This window comes from Tessaracoccus yangjingae, from assembly GCF_055326235.1.
This window is the reverse complement of record NZ_JBUZNN010000004.1, coordinates 21212-41643: the sequence shown is the minus strand read 5'-3', so window position 1 is coordinate 41643 and position 20432 is coordinate 21212. Positions and strand designations below refer to the sequence as shown.

22 protein-coding genes and 1 tRNA gene are annotated in these 20432 nt (G+C 69.6%); 20 read left to right on the top strand and 3 right to left on the bottom strand.

Annotated elements, in window-relative coordinates; translation table 11 throughout:
* The first annotated feature begins 28 nt into the window (after positions 1-28).
* The 3 genes from dnaG to ACZK5D_RS07335 all read left to right on the top strand — a co-directional run bounded on the left by dnaG (position 29) and on the right by ACZK5D_RS07335 (position 3963).
* Positions 29-1861, top strand: coding sequence for a DNA primase (gene dnaG / locus ACZK5D_RS07345; RefSeq protein ID WP_458994128.1), 1833 nt, complete (start codon positions 29-31; stop codon positions 1859-1861).
* 144 nt (positions 1862-2005) lie between these two features.
* Entirely contained in the window at positions 2006-2341 is a 336-nt protein-coding gene (locus ACZK5D_RS07340) for a DUF485 domain-containing protein (protein ID WP_463664832.1), read from the top strand.
* Positions 2338-3963 carry a monocarboxylic acid transporter gene (locus tag ACZK5D_RS07335; RefSeq protein WP_463664831.1) on the top strand — a complete coding sequence of 542 codons (1626 nt, stop codon included), beginning with the start codon at positions 2338-2340 and terminating at the stop codon, positions 3961-3963. Before ACZK5D_RS07340 ends, ACZK5D_RS07335 begins: the two co-directional genes overlap by 4 nt.
* Here the strand turns inward: ACZK5D_RS07335 and ACZK5D_RS07330 are convergent.
* Positions 3869-4768 carry a sigma-70 family RNA polymerase sigma factor gene (locus tag ACZK5D_RS07330; protein ID WP_463664830.1) on the bottom strand — a complete coding sequence of 300 codons (900 nt, stop codon included), beginning with the start codon at positions 4766-4768 and terminating at the stop codon, positions 3869-3871. The two genes, ACZK5D_RS07335 and ACZK5D_RS07330, sit on opposite strands and share 95 nt — an antisense overlap.
* Positions 4769-4875: 107 nt before the next feature.
* On the opposite strand from ACZK5D_RS07330, the gene ACZK5D_RS07325 reads away from it, so the two are divergent.
* Both ACZK5D_RS07325 and ACZK5D_RS07320 read left to right on the top strand, forming a co-directional pair.
* Entirely contained in the window at positions 4876-5367 is a 492-nt protein-coding gene (locus tag ACZK5D_RS07325; RefSeq protein WP_458994124.1) for a hypothetical protein, read from the top strand.
* Between the two features lie 81 nt (positions 5368-5448).
* Positions 5449-5524 (top strand) — tRNA-Asn (locus tag ACZK5D_RS07320).
* Between the two features lie 766 nt (positions 5525-6290).
* On the opposite strand, the gene ACZK5D_RS07315 is transcribed toward ACZK5D_RS07320, so the two are convergent.
* Both ACZK5D_RS07315 and ACZK5D_RS07310 read right to left on the bottom strand, forming a co-directional pair.
* Positions 6291-6503: a hypothetical protein gene (locus tag ACZK5D_RS07315; protein WP_073187645.1), complete on the bottom strand. Its 213-nt coding sequence runs from the start codon at positions 6501-6503 to the stop codon at positions 6291-6293.
* Positions 6500-6826, bottom strand: coding sequence for a hypothetical protein (locus ACZK5D_RS07310; protein ID WP_463664829.1), 327 nt, complete (start codon positions 6824-6826; stop codon positions 6500-6502). The genes ACZK5D_RS07315 and ACZK5D_RS07310 overlap by 4 nt, the downstream gene beginning before the upstream one ends.
* A 241-nt stretch (positions 6827-7067) precedes the next feature.
* On the opposite strand from ACZK5D_RS07310, the gene ACZK5D_RS07305 reads away from it, so the two are divergent.
* The 15 genes from ACZK5D_RS07305 to ACZK5D_RS07235 all read left to right on the top strand — a co-directional run bounded on the left by ACZK5D_RS07305 (position 7068) and on the right by ACZK5D_RS07235 (position 20286).
* The gene (locus tag ACZK5D_RS07305) at positions 7068-7406 is read left to right on the top strand and encodes a hypothetical protein (protein ID WP_463664828.1); all 339 of its coding nucleotides are present in this window, start codon (positions 7068-7070) and stop codon (positions 7404-7406) included.
* Position 7407: 1 nt separating this feature from the next.
* Positions 7408-9234: a hypothetical protein gene (locus ACZK5D_RS07300; protein WP_463664827.1), complete on the top strand. Its 1827-nt coding sequence runs from the start codon at positions 7408-7410 to the stop codon at positions 9232-9234.
* A 22-nt stretch (positions 9235-9256) separates the two neighbouring features.
* Positions 9257-9637 carry a helix-turn-helix domain-containing protein gene (locus tag ACZK5D_RS07295; protein ID WP_463664826.1) on the top strand — a complete coding sequence of 127 codons (381 nt, stop codon included), beginning with the start codon at positions 9257-9259 and terminating at the stop codon, positions 9635-9637.
* A gap of 70 nt (positions 9638-9707) precedes the next feature.
* Positions 9708-10409, top strand: a complete 702-nt coding sequence (locus ACZK5D_RS07290; RefSeq protein WP_463664825.1) for an SAF domain-containing protein — start codon at positions 9708-9710, stop codon at positions 10407-10409.
* Positions 10409-11140, top strand: a complete 732-nt coding sequence (locus ACZK5D_RS07285; RefSeq protein ID WP_463664824.1) for a CpaE/TadZ family protein — start codon at positions 10409-10411, stop codon at positions 11138-11140. The genes ACZK5D_RS07290 and ACZK5D_RS07285 overlap by 1 nt, the downstream gene beginning before the upstream one ends.
* Positions 11140-12657, top strand: a complete 1518-nt coding sequence (locus tag ACZK5D_RS07280) for a TadA family conjugal transfer-associated ATPase (RefSeq protein WP_463664823.1) — start codon at positions 11140-11142, stop codon at positions 12655-12657. Before ACZK5D_RS07285 ends, ACZK5D_RS07280 begins: the two co-directional genes overlap by 1 nt.
* Positions 12654-13505 (top strand): type II secretion system F family protein, encoded by an 852-nt coding sequence (locus ACZK5D_RS07275; protein ID WP_463664822.1) that lies wholly within the window; start codon positions 12654-12656, stop codon positions 13503-13505. Before ACZK5D_RS07280 ends, ACZK5D_RS07275 begins: the two co-directional genes overlap by 4 nt.
* Positions 13502-14389 (top strand): type II secretion system F family protein, encoded by an 888-nt coding sequence (locus ACZK5D_RS07270; protein ID WP_463664821.1) that lies wholly within the window; start codon positions 13502-13504, stop codon positions 14387-14389. The genes ACZK5D_RS07275 and ACZK5D_RS07270 overlap by 4 nt, the downstream gene beginning before the upstream one ends.
* An 18-nt stretch (positions 14390-14407) precedes the next feature.
* Entirely contained in the window at positions 14408-14590 is a 183-nt protein-coding gene (locus tag ACZK5D_RS07265; RefSeq protein WP_463664820.1) for a hypothetical protein, read from the top strand.
* Positions 14565-14954, top strand: coding sequence for a pilus assembly protein (locus ACZK5D_RS07260; RefSeq protein WP_463664819.1), 390 nt, complete (start codon positions 14565-14567; stop codon positions 14952-14954). Before ACZK5D_RS07265 ends, ACZK5D_RS07260 begins: the two co-directional genes overlap by 26 nt.
* A gap of 220 nt (positions 14955-15174) precedes the next feature.
* On the top strand, positions 15175-15555 hold the full coding sequence (locus ACZK5D_RS07255; RefSeq protein WP_463664818.1) for a hypothetical protein: 381 nt from the start codon (positions 15175-15177) through the stop codon (positions 15553-15555).
* Between the two features lie 278 nt (positions 15556-15833).
* Positions 15834-16469: a hypothetical protein gene (locus ACZK5D_RS07250; RefSeq protein ID WP_463664817.1), complete on the top strand. Its 636-nt coding sequence runs from the start codon at positions 15834-15836 to the stop codon at positions 16467-16469.
* A gap of 6 nt (positions 16470-16475) precedes the next feature.
* Positions 16476-16904 carry a TadE/TadG family type IV pilus assembly protein gene (locus ACZK5D_RS07245; protein WP_463664816.1) on the top strand — a complete coding sequence of 143 codons (429 nt, stop codon included), beginning with the start codon at positions 16476-16478 and terminating at the stop codon, positions 16902-16904.
* Positions 16905-16972: 68 nt separating this feature from the next.
* Positions 16973-17356, top strand: a complete 384-nt coding sequence (locus ACZK5D_RS07240) for a pilus assembly protein TadG-related protein (protein ID WP_463664815.1) — start codon at positions 16973-16975, stop codon at positions 17354-17356.
* Positions 17353-20286 (top strand): AfsR/SARP family transcriptional regulator, encoded by a 2934-nt coding sequence (locus tag ACZK5D_RS07235; protein ID WP_463664814.1) that lies wholly within the window; start codon positions 17353-17355, stop codon positions 20284-20286. Before ACZK5D_RS07240 ends, ACZK5D_RS07235 begins: the two co-directional genes overlap by 4 nt.
* Positions 20287-20432 lie beyond the last annotated feature (146 nt).

The following is a 20432-nucleotide window of genomic DNA, read 5'->3' as shown; positions in this document are numbered from 1 at the left end:
TGCCGAGCGGCCCGGGTACAGTGGCACCGTGGCGGGCCGGATCAACGACGAGGACATCGCGGCCGTCCGTGAGCGCAGCCGGATCGACGATGTGGTGGGCGGCTACGTCGCCCTCCGCAACGCGGGCGGCGGTTCCCTCAAGGGGCTGTGTCCGTTCCACGACGAGAAGACGCCGTCGTTCACCGTCACCCCCTCCCGCGGGTTCTACTACTGCTTCGGCTGCGGGGAGGGCGGGGATGTCATCACGTTCCTGCAGAAGCAGCAGAACCTCTCCTTCACCGAGGCCGTGCAGGTGTTGGCGGATCGCGCGGGCCTCGTGCTGCGGGTGGAGGACGACGGCACACCCGGCCAGGCCCCCGGCCAGCGCAGGCGGATACTGGAGGCCAACGAGGCCGCGCAGGAGTTCTACGCCCGCCAGCTCGAGTCGGCGGAGGCCATCGAGGCCCGCCAGTTCCTGCACGGCAGGGGTTTCGACAGGGAGGTGGCCGAGCGCTTCCGGATCGGCTACGCGCCCCGGCACGGGGGAGCGCTCAGGCAGACGCTGCGTGCGGCGGGCTTCTCCGACGAGGTGCTCCAGGCCGCCGGCCTCACCCGCCAGGGCGGACGGGACTTCTTCGTCGGACGGGTGCTGTGGCCCATCCGGGACTCGGCGCAGGCCGTGCTGGGCTTCGGGGCCCGCAGGATCTACGACGACGACCGGCTGCCGGCCAAGTACATCAACACCCCCGAGTCCCCGGTGTACAAGAAGTCGCACGTCCTCTACGGGCTGGACCTCGCGCGCCGAGAGATCGGCCGCAAGGCGCAGGCCGTGATCGTCGAGGGCTACACCGACGTGATGGCGGCCCACCTCTCCGGTGTGGAGACGGCTGTCGCGTCGTGCGGCACGGCGTTCGGCGACGATCACGCCCGCCTCCTCCAGCGTCTCATGGGCACCCACGACGGGCTGCACGGTGAGGTGATCTTCACCTTCGACGGCGACAAGGCCGGCCAGGCCGCCGCGCTCAAGGTGTTCAAGGGGGACCAGAACTTCATCACCCAGACCTACGTCGCCGTCGAACCCACCGGCCTGGACCCGTGCGACCTGCGGCTTCAGCAGGGTGACGCGGCCGTCCGGGAGCTGGTGGCCCGGCGCATCCCGCTCTACAGGTTCGTGATGGCCAACATCGCGAAGAGCCACGACCTCGACAGGGCCGACGGACGCCTTGCCGCGGCCCGCGAGGGCGCCGAACTGGTGGGATCGATCCGCGACCAGTCGCTGGTCAACCAGTACCTGCGCGAGCTGGCGGGCGTGCTGGGCATGGACCTCGACGACGTCCGGCGTGAGGCGGCTCGGGCCCGCCACCGGGGCACGCACGACGGGCCGCTCCCCGACGATCCGCACGAGCGCCCTGCGCCGGATCCCGCATGGCCCAACCCCGACGACCCGGCGCTGCGCCTGGAGCGGGACACGCTGAAGCTCATGCTGCAGCACCCCACCACCTTCGACGCGGCCTGGAACGCGGTGGAGGAGGCGGACTTCACCCACCCCGGCTACGCCGCGGTGTTCCGGCTGCTCACCACCGTCGAGTACGGCGACGGGTGGACGGCGCGGTTGCGTGACGCCGCGCCCGGGGATCTGGTGCGGCAACTGCTGGTGGCTCTCATCGTGGAGCCTCTGCTCCGGGAGGCTGACGAGACCTATTCCCTCGCGCACACCTCCCGGTTGAGGCTGGCCCGGGTGACGCGACAGATCGCGGACCTGAAGTCCCGTCTCCAGCGGACCGATCCGGTCAAGGACCCTTCCGGCCACCGCGCCCAGTTCGCGGAGCTGACCGGACTGGAGATGCGACGCAAGGAGCTCCTCGCCGTCGGCCTCGGCTGACGCCGTCGGCGCAGCCGCTCGGATACTGACAAAGTCCGGGATTGCATTGTCATGCCCCGCGTGCTTAAAGTATCTTCACGTCGAGACACTGTGGTCTCGCCGACCTTCAGGAGAATCATGTCCCAAGGCCGTACCGTGGATCCGTTGGATTCAGTCGATTCCAGAGCAGTGTTCGTCGAGATCGCCAAGACCCCTGAGTTCCGGGAGCTGCGCAACAGCTTCCGGCGCTTCGCCTTTCCGATGACGATCGCCGGGCTCACCTCCTACTTCGTCTACGTGGTGCTCTCCATCTACGCCGTGGACTTCATGGCCTCGCCCTTCCTCGGCATGGTGGGTCTCAACACCGGCATCATGCTCGGCCTGTTCCAGTTCGCCGTCGTGTGGATCTGGACGGCCATCTACGTCAACTACGCCAACCGGAGGCTCGATCCCCTGGCCGCCTCGATCAAGGCGCACATCGTGAACGAGGGTGCGGCATGATCACGCTCCTCGAGACCCCGCAGTACGGCAACCCCGTCATCAACATCGCGGTCTTCGCCCTCTTCGTGGCGGCCACGCTGGCGGTCGTGATCACGGTGAGCCGCCAGAAGACCAAGGCGTCAGACTTCTACACGGGCGGCGCCAAGTTCTCCGGCCGCCAGAACGGCCTGGCCATCACCGGCGACTACCTCTCGGCCGCCGCCTTCCTCGGAGTGACTGGCGCGATCGCCATCTACGGCTACGACGGCCTGCTCTACTCCGTCGGATTCTTCGTCGCGCTGCTCATCGCCCTCTACCTCGTCGCCGAGCCGATGCGCAACACCGGCAAGTACACGATGGCCGACGTGCTCAGCTTCCGGATGAGCCAGAAGCCGGTGCGCACCGCGGCGGCCACCTCCACCCTCGTCATCTCCTTCGTGTACCTGCTCGCGCAGATGGCCGGAGCCGGTGGACTGGTGGCCCTGCTCCTGGGGGTGTCGGACAGGAACATGCAGAGCCTCGTCATCGGCCTGGTGGGCGTCCTCATGATCGTCTACGTCCTCATCGGGGGCATGAAGGGCACCACGTGGGTGCAGATGATCAAGGCGGTGCTCCTCGTGAGCGGCGCGGCGGTCATGACCTTCCTCGTGCTGATGGGCAACGGCTTCAACCTCGACGGGTTGGCCCTGGCCGCCCAGCAGGCCGCTCTCGACGCGACCACCGGAACCGGCAAGGACCTGCTGGAGCCGATGGGGCGCTACGGCGCGACCGACTGGACGAAGCTGTCCTTCCTGTCGCTGTCGCTCGCCCTGATCGCTGGCCCGTCCGGCCTCCCGCACGTGCTCATGCGGTTCTACACCGTGCCCACCGCCAAGGAGGCCCGCAAGTCGGCGGTGTGGGCGATCATCCTGGTGGGCGTGTTCTTCCTGTTCACCCTGGTCCTCGGCCTCGGAGCCGCGAAGCTCGTGGGCCAGCAGAACATCCTGGCCGCGCCGGGTGGGGCGAACTCGGCCGCGCCGCTCCTGGCGCTCAACCTCGGTGGCGAGATCTTCATGGGGGTCATCTCCGGGGTCGCGTTCGCGACCATCCTCGCCGTGGTGGCGGGCCTGACGATCACGGCCTCCGCGTCCTTCGCGCACGACGTCTACAACTCGATCCTCAAGGACGGCAAGGCGGATCCGGCACAGGAGGTGAAGGTGGCGCGGTACACCTCCATCGTGGTCGGCGTCCTGGCCATCCTCGGCGGCATCGCGGCAAACGGCCAGAACATCGCCTTCCTGATCTCGCTGGCGTTCGCGGTGGCGGCCTCGGCCAACCTGCCGTCGATCCTGTACACGCTCTACTGGAAGCGGTTCAACACCCGCGGATCGGTGTGGTCCATTTACACCGGGCTGATCTCGGCCGTCCTGCTCATCGTGTTCTCCCCGGCCATCTCGGGATCGAAGACGTCCATGATGGGTGAGGCCGTGAACTTCGCCTGGTTCCCGCTGGACAACCCGGCGCTGGTCAGCGTGCCGCTGGCGTTCCTGGCCGGCTGGTTGGGCACGGTCACCTCACCCGAGCGGGGCGATGAGGAGTTCGCGGTGGAGATGGAGGTGCGCTCCATGACCGGGGCGGGGGCAGGCGAGGCGATCTCGCACTGACCCGCGTGGTCCGTTCGCCAGCGAGGAGGTCCCGGGCGGCAGCGATGGCCTCCCCCTCCCACCGGTGAACCGTGGACTGTGAGGCGCTCATCCGACGTGCGGTCTCCGCCAGGGTGAGCGCCTCCCCCCACAGCCCGTACCGGAGCTCGAGGACCAGCCGGTGTCGGGCGCTGAGCAGGCTCAGGAAGTCCAGCCCGTGCGAGTCCACCCGGGCGAACCCGGCCTCTGCCGACGGGTCCGCGGCGATGACGTCGTCGAGGCTGATCATCCGAACCAGCGCCCGGCCGGCGGCGGTGGGGGAGACCCCCACCGCGGCCGCCGCTCGGGCGATATCGATGCTGTTGCCGGCCGCGGCCTCGCGGTCCCGCTCCGCACCGGCCAGCCGGGCCGCCCGGCGGTCGGCCCGCGACGCCGTGGGACGACCCATCCGGTGCCTGGCCCCCTCGGCCAGCATACGGGCCACTCCCTCGAAGACGAACGTGGTGAACCTGACGCCCCGGGTGAAGTCGAAGCGTTCGATCGCCTCCGCAACTGCGACGCACCCGTCCTGGAAGAGGTCCTCGGAGGGGAGGTCGTAGGCGACCGCGAGGCGCCGGGCCTGCTGCATGGCCACCTTCAGCCCGACGGCCCAGAAGCGGTCCGTGGCCTCAGCCGCGGCTGCGACGAGGCGGGTCAGCTCCGGGTCCGGCCCGTGCAGGTCCAGCAGGTGCGCCGCGTACAGACCGGCCTCGACGACCTTCGCGCAGGCGAGGTCCTCCCCGGGGCCGAACCAGGCGTCGGGGAGCCGCAACTCGTTGAGATCCATGGGCCCAGCCTTGCCCCTGGGCGATGTCCGGGGCCAGGGGCCGGCAGCAGACTGTGGACAAGTCCAGACGGACAACACTTCTTATCCACACGGAGCACAATGGGGGCATGGAACTGTTCAACCGTCTTGACCCGGCCGTACACGAAGGGCTGAACGAGGCCCTTGGGCACCGCGCGGATGTGCTGGCACACGGCGTGGGGGAGGGGGTGGTGCTGGTGGGCACACGCTCCGCCCTGGCCCGCCTGATCGGGGACACCTGGCGGGTGTGGGGCTGGGAGGAGATCGGCAGCGGCTCCTGGGTGGGCGAGTCCAACACCTTCCGCTGGCGGACGGTCGAGGGCGAGCGGTTCGAGGCCCGGCTCAGCGACGCGGGCCGCCTGCCTGAGCTGTTCCAGGAGCGGGTGCAGGCCTCCACCGTCGTCCAGAGCGTGGTGGACGGCACGAGGGGACAGGTGCAGATCGTCGGCCGGCGCAGCCTTGGCGAGGAGTCGAAGCTCCACTGGTACGCCGTGCCCTCAGGAGGCGCCGACCTGGAGGATCCGGCGACGCGTGACGCCGTCGTCGCGGAGACCGACAGGCTCGCGGCCGAGTACTTCTGACGTGCCTTCGGGCCGTGTCTCCCGGATTCGCACGTCCCGGACCGATCTGCTAACGTTCTTTCTCGCGTGGCATGCCACCAATCCCTGGTAGCTCAATTGGCAGAGCATTCGACTGTTAATCGAAGGGTTACTGGTTCGAGTCCAGTCCGGGGAGCCAAACAAAACCCCTTTCACAAGGGGTTTTGTTCATTTCTTCCCGTGTTGGGGAGGATTCGGGGAGGTATGCTCGCCGGGGGATCGGGCGTGATGCTCGCCGAGAGCGTCGATGGGCGCGGGCCCTTCGATCGAACTCGATGGGTTATCGAACGGCCGATCGACATCGCCAGCTCCCCTCCGCTGCTCGTTGCGTCGTTCCCGCAAGGTTGAGGGCTGACTCCAGGTTTCCAGGACTCCGCGGTCATGGTCCGGCAACTGTGCCTGGTGGGCCTACATGCTTCAAGTCCAGTTAGGCCCACCATGAAACCCCCAGCTGACTAGGGGCTTTACTATTTCCCTCTTCGGGAGAGGACAAATAGAGGACGTTTCTCCCAAGCGGATCGGTGGTTGATGGAACCCCTCGGGCTGCCGACGAGCTCACTGATGCATCCGCGGGCATCGATCGGCAGATTCGTGTCACGTCTGCTGACTGCCCGGTCGCCGTGTCCCCCCGCCTGGCCGCGCAGGGATCGTCGGCGACCAAGTACTTGGCGCGCTTATCGCGGTCATCGGTAGGCGTGATCACCGCATAGCCATCTTCGGCCGCCGACCCCGGGCCGACGCGCGCGGTCAGCCTCCGTCGGTGCCTGCGCAGAGACACGACGCAGCACCGCCTTGCCGTGTTGCTGATTGAGGGTCAGAAAGTTTCGCGCGGAGCGTCACGACCACTGACCCCACGTCGGCGCTGCGGGTCACCCTGCGGGGGCGATTCGCAGCGCCGACGGGCCTCAGGCTACGCGCTGAATCAACGTGGCGACGTCCTCTGTCTTGAGCCGGAAGACGCGTGCGCTTCCCAAGCGGTAACAGGGCAGGTTGCCGGCGGCGGTTTCCCGCTTGAGTGATCGGACGCTCAAGGACGTGATCTCCGCCGCCTGGGGATATGAGACGAATCGGCCGTAGCTGCCGATGAGCTCCGCCACGTCAAGCACGGCGCGCTTCATGATTGGGCCACCTCTTCTGCCAGTTCCTGCTGGTTCGGGCCATCCCCGCGCATGCGGAGTACCCGCTTTGCTTCCTTGACGTGGAGTCCGCACAGCTCTGCCGCCTCATCGACCGGCATTCCCTCATTGGATGTCAGCGCCCCCAGGGCTTGGCCGAGTCGAGCTTCTGCCTCCAGCACGGCTCTGTCGCGCGTGAGGATGGCCGCAGCCGCTTCCAGCACTTCTGCGCGGATCCTCGCCTCGCGGGCCATGAGTGCCTCGTGGCGTTTGATGAGCTGGCTCCGCACTCTGACGCGGGCCTCATGACGGTCGCTCTGAGCCATGGCAGCGCTCCTTCCGGGCGGCGTGGGAATGGCATCCCCTCCTGTGCCCCCAATGAACCCCAAGTGCGGGACCGCGTGGCGGAATGCCCCCGAGGCGACCCAGCGAGCAGCGGCTGCGTGTGAGGTGGGCACTCGCGCGTTGGCCGGGTGTGGCTGGGGTTCAAGGGGTAGGAGGCGTGAGGCTTCCGGGTCGCGGCTGTGGATATCGGCAGGCACGTGTCCGCGATTGCGATCAAGGCTGATGGAGAACGTCTCCACGGCCCCGCTTGGAGGAGGACCTGTGTCGGTTGATGGCTTCTACGAAGTGTTTGTCCTGCTGGATCACGCCAGCGACCTGATGGTCCGGGACGAGTCGATTTCCGGCGCCGCCGCGCTCGACATCGCTGCGGGTCACGCGATCGCCTCGGACCTCGCCGCGGGCGTTGCGGAGTCACCGGTCGAGTTGCCGTCGTCGGTGGCGGGGTGTCTTGAGCAGGCCGAGCGTGTGGTGATGCGGTGGGAGCCGTCCGAGCTGAGCACCGAGGCGCTGGTTCTCGTGGTGATCGTCCTGGAGTTGCGTCTCGAACTGTGCAGGGCCTGACATGTCCAGGTTCCACGACTCGGTGCGACACGCCTCCGTGCTGATGGGCGGGTCCCCGCTCCACATCGGGGCCTGGGCTGCGACGATGCGCCGCTGCGACGAGCTGCTGGATGGGAGGGATCCCGCGGTGCGGCATGCATCGGCGCTGGTCCCTCTCCTGGCGGTCGAGCCCGAACGTCGCGAGGTCGTCGCTCCAGCGCTGCCTAGCCTTGATAGTGAGCCGGGGGAGGGGTTGACGCGGCAGGATCGGCAGCAGGTGCGGCTCGTCGCGCTGTATGTGACGCGTGCTGCGTCGTCCGGTGTGGAGGATCCGGCTGCACGGTTGCTGTTGTCGGGGGTGGAGCGGCGCCTGCTGCAGTCCACGCCTGGGCTGGACGGCTTTGAGGGCGGGTTGCGGGAGTGGAGCTCGGTGGTGGTCGCGTCGGTGGAGTCGATGACGCCCGCGACGGCGTTGGCGGTGTGCCGGACGCAGTGGGCGTTGATGCGGCGAGCTGCTGATCTGATGGGTGCCTTCGAGGTTCCCGATGGGGTGGGCCATGAGCGGCTGCAGGCGGCGGTGGAGGCAAGCCGATTGTCGTGGGAGGACGCCTACGATGCGTGGCGCTCGATGGTGCCGCGGCAGGCGACGGTCCCGGGCGACATCGGTCGGGCGACCCTGGCGGTCAGACTTGCGGCCCGCAAGACTGGCGATCCCGAGAAGCTGTTGGGGTTCTTGGGCACGGGCTTCGGCGGGAACTTGTCCGCCGCGATGGCGGTGACCCCACCGGACATGCGCCGGCACTCGGCGCTGGTGTCCGCGGCGGTCACGTTGGAGGCGCGCAGCGATCTCGCCACGAAGGTCGAACCCCGCCCGGCGCTCCGACCGGAGCCTACGCAGCGCCCGACGCGTCGCTTGGGGCCGGCGGTGGTGTTCACTGCGGACTCGAGTCGCTCGCGGCTGGAGCGAGCGTCGGGGGGTTCGTCGCCGGATCCGGAGCGGCCGAGGATCGAGGATCACGCGGCCTTGGTTGAGCTCGCGGGGCAACGTGACGCTGGGGTGATCGCCGCGGCGGCCCAGTCGGGTGTCGCGGAGGCCCAGGACCTGGTGGCGGGAGCCTCGCCCGGCGAGTTGGATGCCCTGGTGGAGCGGGGCCGGTTGGCGCGGGCGGCGATCGTGGCCTCAGGTGTGGCGGCCGCACGACACTGGAGCAGGAGGATCCCGCCGGCCCTTGTCCATGCGCGTGAGGAGTACGTGGCGGAGGCGTCGTTGCGGATGGCGGAGATTGTGGACCGGTGGGACCCGCGTCGCGCAACGTGGGGGTCGTTCGCGTTCCGGGAGGCCGGCTACGAGTTCTGGGACAGCAACCACCGTCGGGCACAGAGCCGGGAGGTGGTCAGTGACCGGATCGGGGACTTCGCCAGCGGGCTGGACCGTACGGTGGGCCCGGTCAGTGTCTCGCCCGAGGAGATGGTGCTGCTCCGGGAGGAGCGCGAGCGCGTGGCGCAGCTGGTGGACGGGCTGCCCGGGCGACTGAGCGAGGTGATGGCGGGTCGTCTGGGACTGGCCGGACAGCGCAAGACGCTGGCTGTCATCGGGGAGGAGGCGGGGTCATCCCAGTCCACCGTTCACCGTGACGACCGCGAGGGTACCCGGCTGCTGCAGGAGCGCTATCTCGCCCAGCAGGACCGTCAGTCGTCGCCGGCGTCGGCCGCTGTGACGCTGCGGCAGCTCGCTCAGGTTCTGCAGCCTGCTTCTGGGGAGGGGGCGCCGGCGGTGTCGGTATCGTCCCGGCCGGAGCATCGACACCAGAGGCGTGGCCCTGGGGGCGTGCCGGGGGTGTCGAGGTGATTCAGGCCCTTATCATGTGGGCATGTCAGTGGCACAGCGGCTCCGTGAGGCGAGGGTGGCCGCTGGTTTGACCCAGGCGCAGTTGGCGGCCCGGCTAGGGGTGGCGGACGGCACGAGGGTCGCGGCGTGGGAGCACGGACGCGCGATACCGCATCCGGCGACGTGGGCGGCGATCTGTCTACTGCTGGACACGGACCTGGAGGAGCCAGGGGAGGTGACCCTGCGGTCGCTTAGACTGCGTCGTGGCTTGACCCCCGAGGATGTGGCTGCGGAGCTGGGAGTTGCGGCTGTCACGGTGCGGCGGTGGGAGTCGGGGGCTCACCGGCCGCGGGCGCTCCACGCGCACCGGCTGGCGCAGCTCTACGGCGTCTCCACCCTCCCCGAAATGACCGAAAGACACTAGCGGCAAAAATACGTTGCAGATAGGTTCACGCTATCGGCCCAGTGTTTCCGGGTTATGGGGGAGTGTGATCATGCAACAGAATCTTGTGGGAGATGAACCGACGGCGTCGAGGCCGCCGATCGTGGCGGCTGCCAGGACGCAGCGGCGGCCGCTGTTCGCGGTGCTCGCCGGGCTGTTGATCCTGCTTGGCGCGGCCGGGGGAGCGTTGGTGTTCCTCTCGGCCGGCTCGAGTGTGGAGGCGGTCGCGGCCCGGGTGCCGGTGGCGCGCGGTCAGGTGATGACGGCGGAGATGTTCACCACGGTCCAGATCGCCCCGGATCAGCAGTTGTCGTTCCTGGAAGCATCCGAGTTGCCGGCGCTGCTGGGGAAGCGTGCCGCGCACGATGTGGCGGCCGGCTCGCTGGTGTCCCCGGAGGCGGGGGTGGAGGTCATGGTTCCGGCGACGGGCCGCACGGTGGTGGGGCTGTCGTTGCCGCCGGGGGCGGAGCCGGCGATCCCGCTGCAGGTCGGTGACCGGGTCCGGGTGATCCTCACCGAGCCCGCCTACGCCTGCGCCGCCGGCGAAACCACCGATTCCCTGGACGGCTCATCGGCTACTGCGGGGTGCACGGTCAACGTGGTCATTCCGGCCGTGGTGGTCGCCACGGCGCGCGATGAGGCGTCTGGTCAGGTGTCGGTGTCGGTGGATGTCGCCGAGGCCGATGCCCCCCGGACCGCGGCGGCTGCCGCGTTGGGGCGTGCGGCGCTGGTGTTGGACTCGAGGGACATCTGATGGCGGTCTACGCGCTGACCTCGGCCGCCGGATCCCCGGGGGTGACGACCACCGCGCTGGGGTTGGCGTTGGGGTGGCCGAATCAGGTGCTGCTGGTCGACGCCGACCCGGTCGGCGGCTCACCGATCCTGGCGGGGTTCTATCGGGGCACGGTGGCGCATCCGGGCACCTTGGTGGAGCTGTGGTCGGCTCACCGCCAGGGCGGCCTCGAGGCGGCGGTGCGGGAGTTGCCGCTGCGGGTCTCGGAGACTGCCTCCCTGATCCCCGGCCCCGCGGGCGCCGCGCAGGCCGGCGGTTTGACGGATCTGTGGCCGGCGCTGGCCGCGCAACTGCGGGGGTTGTCCCATGCCGGCGTCGACATCCTGATCGATCTGGGGCGCCTCGGCCACACCCATCTCGCGACGCCGCTGGCGCGGGCGGCGGACGAGGTGCTGCTGGTGCTGCGCTCCGACCTGCCGTCAGTGGCCGGCGCGTCTGCGGCGGAGATCCCCGCCGATGTGCCGGTGCGCGCGCTGTTGGTGGGGGCGAACCGTCCCTACACGACGCGAGCGGTGGCCTCCGTGATCAAGCGGGAGGTGGCCGTGACCCTGCCGTGGGCGCCGGAAGAGGCCGAGACGCTGAGCCTGGGCGCACCGGAGCCCAAACGCGGCGCGAAGCTCCGCAAGGCGTATCGGCAGGCGGCCGAGGAACTCCATGCTGCTGCTGTGTCGGTGTGGTCGGAGGTGTCGTGATGAGCGACGCCGCCGATCTGGATCCGGGCACCCTGGCCCTGTTCACCCAGCCCAACCCACCTGCGGGCCGCACCCGCGGCGGCTTCCGCATGCTCCCCGGGGAGGCCCCCGCCCGCCGACACGCCACACCCCACAGCATCGATCAAGGGGAGTCGTCGGCTCGGCCTGCGCCGGCGCCCCGGGTCCAGCGCAGGATCTCCGGCGAGATCGACTGGGATCTGGTCGACACGCTCCGGGAACGCGTCTCGGCCGAACTGTCGGAACGAGACCCCGACCAGGCCTCACGGGAGGCGGTGGGGCGGGAGATCATCGCGGCGGTGCTGGAGGAGGAGTCCCGCGCCTCCACCGTCCGCGGCCAGCTGACCTGGACCCTGGACCACCAGCAGGAACTCGCGCAGGCCTTGTTCGACGCGGTGTTTCGCCTCGGCCGGTTGCAGCCGTATCTCGATGACGAGGCGGTGGAGAACGTGATCATCTCCGGCTTCGACAACGTGCTGGTCGAGAACAGCGACGGCGAACTGGTCCCCGCACCCCCGGTCGCGTCCAGCGATGAGCAGCTGATCGAGTACCTGACCTTCATGGCCGCCCACCAACCCAAACCGCGCGAGTTCTCCGAGGCGGCCACGAAGCTGCACCTCGCGTTGCCGGGCCGGGCCCGGCTGTTCGCCTCGGCGTGGGTCACGTCGCGGCCGACGGTGATCATCCGCCGCAACCGCCTGGTCGACGCGGGCTTGCACGAACTCGTCGCCCTCGGCTCCCTCTCCTCGGTCGCGGCGTCGTTCTTGTCGGCGGTGGTGCAGTCCCGCATGTCGCTGGTCGTCTCCGGGGATCAGGGCACGGGCAAGACCACGATGCTGCGGGCGTTGGCGCACGAGCTGCCCTCACATGTGCAGATCGGCACCATCGAGACGGAGTACGAGCTGTACTTGAAGGACACCGGGGATCATCAGGTGGTCCATGAGTGGCAGGCCAACCCCGGCTCCGGAGAGATCGGCCTCAACGGCCGACGCGCCGGCGAGTACACGGTGCGTGAGGCCCTCGAAGACTCCCTGCGCGCGAACTTGAGTTACACGATCGTGGGTGAGGTCCGCGGCTCGGAGATCGTGACCATGTTCAAGTGCATGCAGTCCGGCTCCGGGTCCATGTCCACCACCCACGCCCGCACGGCGGAGGGCGCGATCCGCAAGCTCGTGACGTGCGCGACGCAGGAGGGAGCCAACATCACCCGCGAGTACGCCCTCAACGTGATCGCCGAGGACATCGATGTGATCGTCCAACTCCAGGTCGAATCCGTCCCTCAGCCGGATGGCACCTGGCGGAAACGCCGCTGGGTGAGCGAGATCATCGCCGTCGAACCCGGCGAGGACGCCAAAGGCTATGCCACGACCACGATCTTCGCCGCCGAGCCGGGCAGCCACCGCGCCACCGCGCAGATCCTGCCACCGCGGTTCCGGACCCTCGAGCGCCACGGCTTCGACCTGGCCGGCTTCAACGCCGAGAAGGGAATCCGCCAATGATGCTCGCGGCAGCCCTGTCGGGCGCGTTGATCGTCGCCGGCATCCTCGGCCTGATCTACGCTCTCACCCCCCAGCCGGTCATGCCGGCGAAACCGCCCCGCACCCGCCGCACACAGCCCTGGTCCACGGCGCGGACCGTGGCTGTGGCCGGGCTGGCCGCGGGAGCGGTGGTGGCTGGGGTGACCGGCTGGCTCGTCGCGCTCATCCTGGTGCCGGCGGTGTCGGTGATGGTGTTTCGGGTGGTCAAGGGACGGGCGAAGAATCGGATCGAGCGCCTCAACGCGCTGGCGGACTTCGCCCGCGGCCTGGGCGGCGTCCTGACCGCGGGCCGGGGCCTGGAGCAGGCCATCCTCCACGCCGCCCGCTCCGCCCCCACCGCCTTGGCTCCCGAAATCGGCAGACTGGCCGCGAGGGTCCGGGCGAGCGTGGCCACCGGCACCGCGCTCAGGTCGTTTGCCGACGAGCTCGATGATGCGACCGGGGACCTGTTCGTCGCCACGCTGCTGCTGGCGGCCGAGCGTCGCGGCCCGGGCGTGGCCTCGGCCATGTCCGGTCTCGCAGAGTCGATCGATGCGGATGTCCGGGCCCGCCGGCAGGTGGAGTCCGAGCAGCAGAAGGCCCGCACCGCCGCCCGCATGATCACCGTCATCTCCGCGCTCCTGCTGGGCGGGCTGTTCCTGGCCGGCAGCTACGTCGAGCCCTACCGCACCCCCCTGGGACAGGTCCTCCTGACCGTCCTGATGGGCATGTATCTGTTGGCGTTGGTGTGGATGGGACGCATCTCGGCCGCCAAACCCCTGCCGCGCTTCATCGGCGACGGCAGCCGCCAGCCGGGGGGCGGGCGATGACCGGCCTCCAGCTGGCCATGCTGTCCGGGGCGCTGTTGACGGCCGGGGTGGTGATGATCGTCGCGGGCCTGATCCCGGCCCCGGTCCATCTGAAGGACGCCATCGGCCGCCTGCAGGCCACCCCCCTGGGGTCGCATCCGGTGGTGGGGACGGTCGATTCCGAGGTTCGCCTCGGCCGGTGGGCCGAACAGCACCTTCCCGCGGTCGTGTGGGGCACCGCGCCGGAGAAGGACCTGGCCCTGTTGGGCCGCACCCGCGCCGCGTTCTACGGCTCGAAACTGATCTCCGGGCTCCTCGGCCTCCTCCTCGTCCCGGTCATCTCGGTGGTGACGATGCTGGTGGGTCTGCCCATCCCGATCGCAGTCCCGGTCCTCGGGTCGCTCGGCTTCGCGCTGGTGATGTGGTTCCTGCCCAACAACGAGCTCCGTGACCAGGCCACCAAAGCCCGCGAAGAGTTCTCCTATGCGTTGGGGGCGTTCGTCGAGATGGTGGCCCTCGAGCGGCTCTCCGGCGCCACCGTCCCCCAAGCCCTGATCCGCGCCGCGGACACCGGCGACTCGTGGGTGTTCCAACGCCTCGCCACCACACTGCGCCGCACCCAGTACACCGGCCAGAACCCGTGGGACGCGCTGGCGGACCTCGGCGCCCACTACGACCTGCCCGACCTGATCGACCTGGCCGACATCATGCGCCTGGGCGGCTCCGACGGCACACGCGTCTACGACTCCCTGCGAGCCCGCGCCGCAGCGATGCGGAACGCCACCCTCAACGCCCAAATCAGCCGCGCCAACGCCGCCGGCGAACGCATCGCCGTCCCCGTCGCCGGCCTCGTCCTCGTCCTGGCCGTCACCCTCGTCGTCCCCGCCGTCCTCCGCATGATCTGACACGAAAGGAAAACCCCGATGCTTGCTCTCTACAGCTACCTCACCGCAACCCTCCACACCCTCCAGCAGCCGCGCGTCACAGATGAGCGGGGTCTGTCCCAGTCCACCGAGAACGCGATCCTGCTGGCCGGCGCCGTCGGGATCGCTGTGCTGATCATCTCCGCCATCACCGCATATGTGCAGGCCAACCTCCCCTCCTGACCAGGACCAGCGGGGCCTCAGCTCCAGCGTCCTGGCCACCATCCTCTTCCCGCTCGTCCTCAGCGCCCTGTGGCTAGAGATGCAGTGGGCCATGCTCAGCTGGGCCCAAGCCACCGCCCACGCCGCCGCCCAGGACGGAGCCAGAGCCGCCGCCGCCCTCAACGCCACCCCAGCCCACGGACAAGCCGCCGCCGCAGCCGCGGCCGGCAACGGATCCCTCGACACCATCCAGGTCACCACCCACCGAGCCGCCAGACTGACCACAGTCACCGTCACCGGCACGGCCCTGCGCGTGATCCCCGGCTTCCCTGTCACCATCGACGTGACAGCCACCGCACCCACCCAACGACTCACCCCATCCTGACGGAGACGAAGAGATGATCAAGCGACTCGCACCCGCCGCCCTCGCCGCGCTGCTCCTGCTCGGCGGCTGCACCCCGGAACCGACGGACACTCCGTCCCCCGTGGTCAGCACGCCAGCCGCGACCCCCTCGATCACCCCGTCGCCAAGCCCTTCACCGAGCGCGTCACCGTCACCCACCAGCACCCTGACACCCGAGCAGGAGGCCGCCCAGGCCGTCGTGGTGGAGTACTTCCGCGCCCTCAACGAGCTGCGGAGCAACCCAGACGCAGACTTCCAGCCGATCGCGGACGTCACCACCGGCACCTTCACCTCCGCAGTCGCGGAGCTAATCAACAACTACAGAAACGATGGCGTCGTCCAGGTCGGTGAGAACACCTACCTGTACAAGGGCGTTGGGCCGGTCGTAGAGGTTGAGGGAGTGCGCTCGATTGAAGTCCACGTCTGCGGCGACAGCAGTCAAAGCGACCTCGTCAACGCAGAAGGCATCTCCGTGCTCGAACCAGGTCAAAGGGGTCTCATCTCCTACCGGTGGGACGTCATCGAGGTTGGCACCAATTGGCGGATCTCCGGCGGCCAGAGCGAAGCGGTCGAATCATGCTGAAGCGCCTCTGGCTGAGTGGCGTGACTCTCGGGGTGGTGATGCTCGGGATCTCAGCTCCGCCGGCGACGGCAGAAGGATCCGGCGGTGCCGTGCTCGACGACTACAAGACGATCGTGGTGACTGTCCAGGTTCCTGGCTCGTCTGGTGGCGGGGGTCGTGGGCAGGGGAGTGGAGGTGGTGGGTCGGCGCCGTCGGGTTGCTACACGGCGATGGGTGCGGAGGTGCCATGTTTTCAGTGGGGGCTTGCGTGGCGGCCGGATCTGCAGTGCTATGCCCGCGTGAAGGCTGCCCAGCCGCCGTTGACTGATGCGATCTGGAACGGCCGCACGGATGGCTCGATCGTGGAGTGCCTCAACGGTGTCGAGGGTGGCTGGGCCACGACGTGGGACATCTGGGTGGCCGCTCTGGCGCTGCCGGCCCCGCCGGATCCGGCGGTCCTCGCGCGGCGGGCGGTGGAACGGATGCAGCTCGCCGCGATCCGGATGGGCACCTTCCCGGAGCAGGCCGAACGCGCACCCCAGGATCTGGGCTACGTAGGGTGGAACGCGTGGATGTGGGTGTCGAACCCGTCACCTTCGACGTGGGGGCCGATCACCAAGTCGGTGTCTGAGGCCGGTTACACCGTGACCGCCACCGGCCAGGTGGCGAAGGTGGTGTGGGACATGGGCGACGGCACCGAAGTGACGTGCGGGTTGGGGAAGCCGTGGCGGTCGATCTGGGTCCACAACGAACCGTCCCCGGACTGCGGCCACATGTATGCCAAGGACGGCGAGTACACCGTCACCGCCACCACGCACTGGGTGGTGAACTGGTCCGGCATCGGCCAGAGCGGCACCATCACGCCGCAGCTCGACGACACCGCGACCCTGCGGATCGCCGAGGTCCAGGTCGTCAACGTCGTCACCGGGGGCTGATCTGCCATGACGAGGTCCGAGGATCAGCGGGGGATGATGGTGGCCGTCGAGACGGCGATCATCCTGCCCGTCCTGCTCGGCATCGTCGGGCTGTTGATCGTGCTGGCCACCCAGGCGCTGGCCCAGATGACGGTCACCTCTGCCGCCTCCCAGGCCGCCCGCGCCGCCTCCATCGAACGAGACGCCGCCACGGCGACGAGTTCGGCCCGGGCGGTGGCCGCCTCGACACTGGTCGAGTCGGGAACCACCTGCCGCAGCTCGTCGGTGACGGTGAACACAGCCGGGCTGCGGGCCCCGCTGGGTACCCCGGCCACGGTGTCGGTGACCGTTTCCTGCACCGTCGATTTCGGTGTCGGACTGCCCGGCTTCCCCGCCACCCGCACCCTGACCGCCACCAAGTCCTCACCGGTGGACACGTATCGGAGCAGACGATGACCCCCCGCCACGCCCCAGCCCGCCCCCGACCGGGTTCCACCAGGTATCCGAGTGGTGGGGAGCGGGGCATGGTGTCGGTGTGGGTATCGGTGGCGCTGGTGGCGTTCATCGTGATCATCGGGATCGGGGTCGACTTCGCCGGCCACGCCGGCGCCTCCCAGGACGCCAGCGCCGTCGCCGACGAGGCCGCCCGCGCCGGCGGCCAACACCTCACCCTCGCCACCGGCAGGGCCCGCCCCGACATCCACGCAGCGATCACCGCCGCGAACGCCTACGTCGCCGCCTCCCCCTACACCGGCACCACCAGCATCCGCGGCGGGGACACGATCACCGTCACCGCCACCGGCCACTACACCTGCCAGTTCCTCTCCATCATCGGCATCACCACGCTGCGCGTCGACGAGACCGGCACCGCGACCGTCAAGTCCGTCCTCGGAGGCACCGAGCAATGACCCGCATCCTGCGCAGCCTCGCCGCGATCGCCGCGATCGCCGCCATCATCCTCGGCACCCCCTGGCTCCTGCTCCAACTCGCACAACTACCAGGCTTCCTGCCCTCCTGGGACAGGCTCGCGTCGATGCTGCTGTCCCCAGACAGCGGCCGCTTCCTCCTCGTCCTCGTCTGGGCCGCAGCCTGGCTCCTGTGGGCGTGGCTCACCGCACTGATCGCCGTCGAGGCCGTCGCCCTGCTGCGCGGCGTCAAAGCACCCAGACTGCCCGCCGCCACCGTGCCCCAGGGCCTGGCGCGGGCATTGGTGGTCGCCGCCGCGGCCGCGTTCATCGCCGCCCCGCACACCGTCGCCGCCGAACCCCACCAGCCAGCCACCCCACTCGCCGGCCCCGCCGCCGCGGCCTCGAGCGTGCAACCGACCCGGGCCGTCCGACCCGCCCCACCCGCAACCCCTGCGGCGGTGGAGGCGGCTACGGTCACCGTCGAGAAGGGCGACACCCTGTGGGATCTGGCTGACGAACACCTCGGCGACCCCCACCGCTGGCCAGAGCTCTACGACGCTAACAAAGGCATCCCACAGCCCAGTGGCTACACCCTCGAGGACCCCGACCAGATCGACATCGGCTGGACCCTCACCCTCCCCGACACCAGCCACGCGGCCCCCGCAGCAGACCCGCCGAGCAGTCCAGCTGCCGCCGACGACGCGGCCAGCACCGCGCTCCTTCCCGCCGACACCGACGACACAGCCGCCACCCCGCCCGTAGCACCACAACCGCAGCCGTCCGCCGCACCGACCCCGACGAGAGTCACTGCGGAAGCCTCGCCGCCCGCGGCACTGCCGTCGACCGCGGCGCCGAGCGTTGCGCCGGTGACACCGTTGCGGGCCGACGCCGCCGCAGCGGAGGTCGCCGACGATGCCGAGCAGGTCGAGGTTCCCCGGTTCGTGTGGGAGGTGGCCGGGTTGTTGGGCGCCGGCACCTTCCTGGGTGTCGGCGTCGGTGCCGCCCTCGCTGCGCGTCGCCGTGAGCAGTTCCGCACCCGACGCCCCGGCCGCATGATCGCCAACCCCAGCCCGGCCGTGGCGACCATCGAGCAGACCGCCCGCCTCGCGACCGGACTGTCCTCCCGCCTCGTCGCCCGGCTCGACCAGGTACTGCGCCGCCTCGACCCCCACACCACCATCACCGCCATCGCCGTAGCCCGCGACGGCACCCTCCACCTCTACAGCCCCACCCACCTCGAAACGCCGTGGACCAAGGCTGGGGACCATTGGCTGCTGCCCAACACCGTTCCCGTGGAGGCGATCGGCGACCAGATCGCGGATCGGCCCAGCCCGTGGCCGCTGCTGGTCACCATCGGCGCCGACGCCCACGACCGCGTCGTGCTCTACAACCTCGACCAGGCCGGCACCATCAGCATCACCGGCGACCCCGTGATGAGCGCCGACTTCGCCCGCTACCTCGCGGCCGAACTCGCCGTCAACCCCTGGTCCGAACAGGTCCGCATCGCCTGCCACGGCCCAGCCGCCCACGTCATCGGCATGTGCCCCGCACGCCTCGACGCCCACCCCGACGAAATCCTCACCATCGCCCGCACCAACGCCTGCCGTGCCACCGACGCCGACGTGACCGCCGCCGTGGGCAGAGCCCAGCAGGTCGGCGACGACACCTGGACAGCCGGAGCCGTGATCACCGACCAGCCCGACACCCTCGACACCCTCGACGATCTGATCGCCGACCACCCCCAGCAGACCGGCACCGCGCTCATCACCCTCCACCCCACCCGAGGGGACTGGACCCTCACCACCGCGGGCCGCCTCACCGCACCCGGGTTCGAACTCACCGCAGTCGGCCTCACCGAAGACGAAGCCGCCGGCTGCGCCGACCTCCTCGCCGCAGCCGACACCGACCACGACACCGATCCCCAGCCCGCCGACGAGCTGGTCGACGTCACCGGCAACCTCCTCCCCGAACACCGCACCCCCCGCCACCACACCGCCCCCGGCACCGTCGAACCCGTCCTCCCCGAACCAGACGACTCCTACATCGACACCGCCGTCGTCACCACCGACGACCTCACGATCCTCGCCCCCCGCACGCCTGAGACCACAGCAGCAGCCCTGCAAGACCGGGACCCTGGCCTCGACGCCGACGTGCGAGCCTGGTTCTCCCCACACTGCCCCTACCCGCGACTCGCCCTCCTCGGTCCCGTCACGGCCCGCTGCCACGGCAAACCAGTCACGAAACGCAAGGCCTACTACACCGAAGCCCTCACCTACCTAGCGCTGCACCCCCACGGTGTGACCGGCGACCAGGTCGCCGACGCGCTCGGCACCACCGTCGAACGAGCCCGCACCGTCATGTCCGACCTACGCCAATGGCTCGGAACCAACCCCCGAACCCGACAGCCACACATCCCCGACGCCAAGAACTCCCCCCAAGCCAAAGCCAGAGGCGTCGGCCTCTACCTCGTCGACGACCTCCTCATCGACGCCGACCTCTTCCGCCGCCTCCGCGCCCGCGGCACCGCCGCAGGCCGCGACGGCATCGAAGACCTCGAAGCAGCCCTCCAACTCGTCACCGGCCGACCCTTCGACCAACTCCGCCCCGCCGGCTGGACCTGGCTCATCGACGGCGACCGCACCGACCAACACCTCACCTGCGCCATCACCGACGTCGCCCACATCCTCGTCACCCACCACCTCCACACCGGAGACATCGAAGCCGCCAAACGAGCCGTCACCACCGCCCTCCAAGCCGACCCCGACTCCGAAACCGCCCGACTCGACCTCGCCGGCATCATGGTCCACGAAGGACACACCACCTCCGCCCGCCGCATCCTCACCGACGCCCTCCGCGACCAGGCCGACCTCGACCCCACCCCACGCGCCACAGAAATCCTCAACGGCAAGGACTGGCTCCGCACTGGATGATGAATCCGCCGTGGCTGCCAGCTGCACACATGATGAGCGAGGCTGGACCGCCGGGAGTCGGACGTCCGGAGATGCCCAGTAGCGGACGTCGACGGGCCTGACCTCGCGGACATGCCGAGAGTCGGACGTCTCCAGTCGTCCAAAAA

Bases quoted from the DNA above. Each gene is read 5' to 3' on its own strand.
- ACZK5D_RS07335 (WP_463664831.1), top strand. From the start codon at position 2,338: ATGATCACGCTCCTCGAGACCCCGCAGTACGGCAACCCCGTCATCAAC.
- ACZK5D_RS07330 (WP_463664830.1), bottom strand. From the start codon at position 4,768: ATGGATCTCAACGAGTTGCGGCTCCCCGACGCCTGGTTCGGCCCCGGG.
- ACZK5D_RS07325 (WP_458994124.1), top strand. From the start codon at position 4,876: ATGGAACTGTTCAACCGTCTTGACCCGGCCGTACACGAAGGGCTGAAC.
- ACZK5D_RS07315 (WP_073187645.1), bottom strand. From the start codon at position 6,503: ATGAAGCGCGCCGTGCTTGACGTGGCGGAGCTCATCGGCAGCTACGGC.
- ACZK5D_RS07310 (WP_463664829.1), bottom strand. From the start codon at position 6,826: ATGGCTCAGAGCGACCGTCATGAGGCCCGCGTCAGAGTGCGGAGCCAG.
- ACZK5D_RS07305 (WP_463664828.1), top strand. From the start codon at position 7,068: ATGGAGAACGTCTCCACGGCCCCGCTTGGAGGAGGACCTGTGTCGGTT.
- ACZK5D_RS07300 (WP_463664827.1), top strand. From the start codon at position 7,408: ATGTCCAGGTTCCACGACTCGGTGCGACACGCCTCCGTGCTGATGGGC.
- ACZK5D_RS07295 (WP_463664826.1), top strand. From the start codon at position 9,257: ATGTCAGTGGCACAGCGGCTCCGTGAGGCGAGGGTGGCCGCTGGTTTG.
- ACZK5D_RS07290 (WP_463664825.1), top strand. From the start codon at position 9,708: ATGCAACAGAATCTTGTGGGAGATGAACCGACGGCGTCGAGGCCGCCG.
- ACZK5D_RS07285 (WP_463664824.1), top strand. From the start codon at position 10,409: ATGGCGGTCTACGCGCTGACCTCGGCCGCCGGATCCCCGGGGGTGACG.
- ACZK5D_RS07280 (WP_463664823.1), top strand. From the start codon at position 11,140: ATGAGCGACGCCGCCGATCTGGATCCGGGCACCCTGGCCCTGTTCACC.
- ACZK5D_RS07275 (WP_463664822.1), top strand. From the start codon at position 12,654: ATGATGCTCGCGGCAGCCCTGTCGGGCGCGTTGATCGTCGCCGGCATC.
- ACZK5D_RS07270 (WP_463664821.1), top strand. From the start codon at position 13,502: ATGACCGGCCTCCAGCTGGCCATGCTGTCCGGGGCGCTGTTGACGGCC.
- ACZK5D_RS07265 (WP_463664820.1), top strand. From the start codon at position 14,408: ATGCTTGCTCTCTACAGCTACCTCACCGCAACCCTCCACACCCTCCAG.
- ACZK5D_RS07260 (WP_463664819.1), top strand. From the start codon at position 14,565: ATGTGCAGGCCAACCTCCCCTCCTGACCAGGACCAGCGGGGCCTCAGC.
- ACZK5D_RS07245 (WP_463664816.1), top strand. From the start codon at position 16,476: ATGACGAGGTCCGAGGATCAGCGGGGGATGATGGTGGCCGTCGAGACG.
- ACZK5D_RS07240 (WP_463664815.1), top strand. From the start codon at position 16,973: ATGGTGTCGGTGTGGGTATCGGTGGCGCTGGTGGCGTTCATCGTGATC.
- ACZK5D_RS07235 (WP_463664814.1), top strand. From the start codon at position 17,353: ATGACCCGCATCCTGCGCAGCCTCGCCGCGATCGCCGCGATCGCCGCC.